Origin of the sequence: Mesorhizobium sp. M1A.F.Ca.IN.020.06.1.1 (assembly GCF_004023265.1) — a bacterium.
Classification (GTDB): Bacteria; Pseudomonadota; Alphaproteobacteria; order Rhizobiales; family Rhizobiaceae; genus Mesorhizobium.
In genome coordinates this window covers 1-5,598 of the sequence record NZ_RZSR01000336.1, presented here as the reverse complement: position 1 = coordinate 5,598, position 5,598 = coordinate 1, and the positions used below count along the sequence as shown (strand labels likewise).

Genomic DNA, 5,598 nt, shown 5'->3' with positions numbered 1-5,598 from the left:
CGCTAGGTCTGGCGATTGCGCAATGCGCGGCGGCGTCGGCCGCGCGCTTCATCCAGCTCACCGGCTCAACCCGCCACGGCTTGCCGAAATATCTGTCGCCAATCGGCGGCGCGTCCGCCGGCTTCGTGCCGCTGCAGAAGACGGTGACGGCGATCCTGGCCGCCATCCGCCACAAGGCCAATCCGGTGATGCTCGACTTCCTGCCCGTGTCCGAAGGTGTTGAGGATCATGCGACGCAGACTCCCCTCGCCGTCGCCAAATGCGTCGAGATGATCGTACTGTGGCGGCGGCTGATCGCCCTGGAGCTTATGGCCGCCGCACAGGCCGTCGATCTTCGCGAAGGTCTGACACTTGCGCCGGCCACCAGCGCGATCCACGCGGCCGTCCGCGCCCATGTGCCGACGCTTAAGGAAGACCGGCCGCTCGGATCCCATGCCGATGCGCTCCATGCGGTGCTCGCCGACGGGTATTGGCTCCCTGCGGTGCACCAAATACTGCTCGACTAAACGAGATCAGTGCACCGCATCGTTGCGGACGATCGAGATCACCACCCGCCCAAGCCAACCCTCAGGCCAACTGGCCGCTCGCCCCGAATCGGATGGCCGGGCTCCGCCGCTTATGGGCCCGCCGGACGGCGCCCTCGGCACCCTCTTGGGTTGCACGATGAGTTCGGATATGAAGAGCCAAGGGCATATAAGGGGTGGCTCAATTGCATCGTTCCTGCTTCGTCTTGGCGGCAGACGCAAAAAATTTCCCATACGCTGTTCTGGGCGCGCGGCGCATACTGGACGTATCTGCGCCTATCGACGGTTTCATCCTTCATATCGGCGCCGGAACTGAGGATTTGCCGGTCGCGGACCGATTGCTCGGGGCTGCCGTCAAGATCGTCGACGTGTCCGATCTCATGAAGGAATTCGATTTCGATCCCGGTCACCTCAGCGTAGCAACCTACATTCGCCTGCTTGCCGACAAGCTGGCGGTATTCGAGCCCTACGACAGGCTCGTCTATGTGGACACCGATGTTATCTTCAACCGGTCGATCACCGACTTGGCCGATGTTGAACTGAATGCCCCACTCTTGGCGGCCCATGACGAACAGACCTATTTCGATCCGAGCTGCCGTGAGTCTCTTGAGATGGAGCCCGGCTCATCGCATTTCAACGCCGGCATACTGGTGCTGAACATGCCAATGATCCGCGCCGAGGGGCTCTTGGAGCGGGCGCGCGAACTGGCGCTGCGGCGGGTACCGAAGCTCGATCAGGGAGCGCTCAACATAGCGTTTGCCGGACGCTGGCAAACGATGCATCCGCTCTGGAATCTGCAGACCAACTATTCCAGCCAGATACCCTTCAGTAGAGCCTTCGCGCGTCATTTCACCTTCGGAAAGCCGTGGTGGCCAAGCCCTGAAGGAGTGGAACTCGCCGCGATGGCGATCTATCGCAACCTGGCGAAAGATACGCCCTGGCTCGATCGGTTCAAGCGTCCGCTCTGGACGAGAGGTCTGCGCAAGCGATTGCTCCGCAAATTCGACGGCCTCTCCGGGATCATTCTCAACAAGGAAAAATACAGACGCCGTTTCCGATTCAGCGCCGAACGGTGCACCGCCATTTTTGCCGCGCAGGCCGATCAGGGGATGATGGCCGCAACCTATCCGGAGGTCCTGATGGGCGTGGTCAAGCTACGGAAATAGGCGCCGATCTCTCGACGAAAGCTTACCGGCTCGGGCCGCGAGGCCGGCCCAATACCTGCCGCACTTGGCGGCGAACCCAGGCAGACCCATCGCAGTGCCCGTTCAGGCTCTTGCGTCCACTTTCTTCATGAAACGCCTGAGCTCGTCTGGATCCATATGCACGATGTGCCGGTCTTCCGGATAGGCGCCGCTGTTGACGTCGCCGACATTTTCCGAGAACGCCGCGATGCGCTCCGCTTGCCTTCAGCCGATATCGATCATCACCTTGCCGGCCTCGACCTTGACTGGATAGGTTTTGAGGTTGACGCAGACCGGCGCGCCCTTGGCCTGGCCGGTCTTATAGTTGAAGCGGCCATTATGCTTCGGGCATTCGATGATGTCGTCCATCACCAGCCCGTCGGCCAAATGCGCCTTTTCATGCGTGCAGAAACCGTCGGTGGCGAAGAACTCGTCGTCAGGCGAGCGGTAGATCGCGAAGGTGCGGCCGCCATGGTCGAAGCGGATCACGTCCTCCTCATCCACCTCGTCGACCGCGCAAGCTTCGACCCACTCCGCCATCGTCCTTCTCCTGATTGGGTTCGCACAACTGCCGCGCGCACCGACCTTATTCGGCAGCCGCAGCCGTTATGTCGAGATCGTGGAATCGCCGCGGTAAGGCTTGGCCGTCGGCGGCAATTCGCGCTTGAGGTAATAGTCCTCGTATTTCAGCTGCCTGACCAGCACCGGCCAGACCTCGCGATAGGCATGCCACATCGACGGGCTCGGCTCCGGCAAATCGTGCTTGATCAAGTCATGCAGCCTGGGCAGCGCATGATAGGGCACCATCGGGAACATGTGATGCTCCACATGGTAGTTCATGTTCCAGTAGATGAACCGGCTGATCGGGTTCATGTAAACCGTGCGCGTGTTGAGCCGATGGTCGGTGACGTTGTCGGCCAGCCCGATATGCTGCAGCAGGCCGGTCGTCACCATGTGCCAGGTGCCGTAGAGCCGCGGCAAGCCGATCAGCACCAGCGGTATCCATGACCTAAGCGCGATCGCCACAGCGATCGTCGCGACGTATACCGCGATGTGCCAGCGCGCCGCGATCACCGCCTTATGCTGCTCCATCTCCGGGACGTAGCTCTTCTCGTCGTCCGACAGCTTGCCGAAGGCCTGGCGCACCAGCGTGGGCAGCGAATAGCGGAAGTCGAGAATGCCCGTGAAGGCGAGCGCAGCCTTGATGAGGTCCGGGGGCCGCATAACGGCGATCTCGGCATCGCGGCCGACAATGATCGTGTCGGTGTGGTGACGGGCATGGCTCCAGCGCCACTGCACCGGGTTTCGCATCAGCATGAACGAGGCGATGTGATAAACGACATCGTTCATCCAGCGCGTGCGAAACGCGGTGCCGTGCCCGCATTCGTGCCAGCGCGAGTCGCTCGACGAGCCATAGAGCACGCCATAGACGAACATGAATGGCACGACCCACCACGTGCCCCAGAACCAGACAATACCGGCGGCTGAGCCCAGGATCGCCGAGATCCAGATGACGCTATCGCGGATCGCCGGCCCGTCGCAACGCTGCATCAGCTCCTTCATCACCTTGCGCGGCACGTCGGTGTGGTACCACTCGGCCGATGCAAGTCCGGTCTCTATCGCAAGCCGCGTGCTCTCGCCGACAAGGCTGTAGTCGCGCTTCGTACCGGTGGTCGTCATCGTCATTAAAGCCCGTTGGCGCGGAATTTCCCGTCGAGGAATTTCTTGGCGCGCGGCACGTCCTCCTCGTCGAGATGCTCGATGATCACCGGGATGTTCGGGTGCTTTTTGCTGAGACGCTTGAGATAGAGATCGTAATTCAGCGCGCCGAGCCCCGGCGCCGGCAGTTCGATCTCGCCGACGCCGCGGAAGGTCAGCCCCTCATGCGCCTCCGCGTCGCCGATGTCGGCATGCTTCTCCGTCTTGTCGCCGCCCGAACGCTTCACATCCTTGGCATGCGCGATTTTGATCTTGTCCGTCAGCGTGTCGAACACCTGGTTCAGCACTTGATCCATGCGGTCGATGTTGTGCGCCTCGAAATAGTTCGTCGGGTCCATCAACAGGCCGAGGCCGGGATGATCGACCTGAGCGAACATCCTGACCGTCTCCTCGACCGAGCCGACAACGTTGTTGACGTAGGTTTCGAGCAGGAACACCGCGCCGTGGTCGTAGGAGGTCTGGGCAAGATCCGAGATCACCTTGCGGCACTCCTCAAAACCCTCCTCGGTCTTGTTCTTCGGATGATGCACCCAGTCGGATTCGGTGTTGTAGGTGCCGGTTTCCGAGATCACGTAAGGCGAGCCGAAATCGCGCGCGTTCCGGATGATCTCCTTCAGGTAGGCAAGCCGCCGCTCGCGCTCGGCCCTGTCCGGGTGGATGATGTTCGTGTAGCCGGACACGCAGCAAACCGGCAGGTTGTGGTCGCGGAACGTATCGCGCACCCGCCTCGCCTTGTCCCTGGTGATCTGTCCGGCCGAGAGGTCGATATCCTTGAAATGCAGGTCGAGCTGCACGGTGTTGAAATCGAGCGCCCGGATGCGCCTGGCGACCTCCTCGAGCTCATACGGAAAATAGCCTGTGAAGATACCTGCCTGCATCATGAGGTGAAGTCCTCCCGATAAGCGATTCAATTGCCCTGTTTCTTAGTCGCCTGGTCGACAGGGATTTCGGACAGCCTGATGGTGCGGCCCTCCGCCATCGACCGGTAACCGGCCTCCACCAGCGCCATGGTGTTGACATTGTCGGCAACGGAAAGCGCCGGCGGCGTGCCGGTCTTGAGCGCATATTGCAGTTGCTCCATGACGCCGATGAAGGCATGCGGAAACCACATCGTCTCCCAGCTCGGGCTGACCCATTTGCCGCCGGTCGTCTCTGTCGAGGCGTAGGTCAGCGTCGAGGCGACGCCCTTCGGCCAACCGATCGTGCCCTTAGCGACACCCTTGGTGCCATCGACGCGCCAGTCGATATGCTGGTCGTCGGAATAGCCTTGCTGACGCGGGCCGGACCAGACGTCCTCCAGCGACACCGCGAGCACGCCGGAGGGAAAGCGCAGCGTCGAAACGGTGATGCCGTCGGAATGTTCGAACTTGGTGCGCGGATCCCTGCGCGTCAGCGTCGTGATTTCGTCAGGGTCGCCGAACAGGAAGCGCAGCACGTCGAGGTGGTGCACACTCATATTGGCGAGCGTCAGCCGGTCATATCCGGCGAGGAAGGTTTGCCAGTGCGGGATGGCATGCATGTCGATCTCGGCGAAGACGATCTCGCCCAGCGCGCCGCTATCGATGATCTGCTTCAAGACGCGCATCGACTGGTCGTAGCGCATGTTCTGGTTGACCGAGAGGATCTTGCCGGGGGCCGCCGCCTCGTCGCGCAGCTTCACCGCTTCCTCGACCGAGAGCGCCAGCGGCTTCTGCGCCAGAATCGCCTTGATGTGCGGCTGCTTCAGTGCATGGCGGATCAGCGCGGGCTGCTGGTCCGGCGGGAAGGCAAGGTCGACGATCTCGACGCGGCTGTCTTCGATCAGCCGCTCCGGCGTATCGCAGACGGTCGGAATGCCCCAGCGGCCGGCGACCTTTTCGGCATTCGTCCTGGTTCGTGAGGCGATCGCCACCACCGGAAAGCCGGCTTGCGCGTAGGCGGCGAGATGGCACTCGGCCATGATCATGCCGGCGCCGATGCAGCCGATCCGGTACTCCTTGACCCGGACTTTCACGTCCGGCTCGAAATCCATGCTCGCCATCCATTCCTCCCGTCGAGGACTGGATTTAACGCCAGGATCAGGCGGTCAGCCAAGGGCCGCGCCATCATTTCCCATCAGGGACCGGGGATCCGGCTTACGCGGCGATCAGCACCGTGCTCTCCGGCGACCAGCTGAGCATCACTTCTTGGCC

General features: G+C 61.9%; 5 protein-coding genes and 2 pseudogenes. 2 read left to right on the top strand and 5 right to left on the bottom strand.

The features are described from left to right. Window positions 1–506: aromatic amino acid lyase (locus EOA60_RS16285; protein ID WP_164899345.1), on the top strand; the 506-nt coding region annotated here is incomplete at its 5' end. A gap of 224 nt (window positions 507–730) precedes the next feature. Then, complete coding sequence (locus EOA60_RS16280) at window positions 731–1,690, top strand: glycosyltransferase (protein ID WP_095802322.1); 960 nt, start codon at window positions 731–733, stop codon at window positions 1,688–1,690. Window positions 1,691–1,792: 102 nt separating this feature from the next. On the opposite strand, the pseudogene EOA60_RS39885 reads toward EOA60_RS16280, so the two are convergent. The 5 genes and pseudogenes from EOA60_RS39885 to EOA60_RS16255 form a co-directional block, all read right to left on the bottom strand. Continuing rightward, window positions 1,793–1,930, bottom strand: a pseudogene (locus EOA60_RS39885) (3-methyl-2-oxobutanoate hydroxymethyltransferase); the annotation flags it as partial. A gap of 3 nt (window positions 1,931–1,933) precedes the next feature. Beyond that, on the bottom strand, window positions 1,934–2,248 hold the full coding sequence (locus EOA60_RS16270; protein ID WP_095824968.1) for a MocE family 2Fe-2S type ferredoxin: 315 nt from the start codon (window positions 2,246–2,248) through the stop codon (window positions 1,934–1,936). A gap of 46 nt (window positions 2,249–2,294) precedes the next feature. Further along, window positions 2,295–3,388, bottom strand: a pseudogene (locus EOA60_RS16265) (fatty acid desaturase family protein). Window positions 3,389–3,393: 5 nt separating this feature from the next. Continuing rightward, the gene (locus EOA60_RS16260) at window positions 3,394–4,308 is read right to left on the bottom strand and encodes a sugar phosphate isomerase/epimerase (RefSeq protein WP_095824970.1); all 915 of its coding nucleotides are present in this window, start codon (window positions 4,306–4,308) and stop codon (window positions 3,394–3,396) included. A gap of 26 nt (window positions 4,309–4,334) precedes the next feature. After that, a complete protein-coding gene (locus EOA60_RS16255) occupies window positions 4,335–5,447 on the bottom strand; it encodes a Gfo/Idh/MocA family oxidoreductase (protein WP_095824971.1) in 1,113 nt (370 codons plus the stop codon). Window positions 5,448–5,598: the final 151 nt, after the last annotated feature.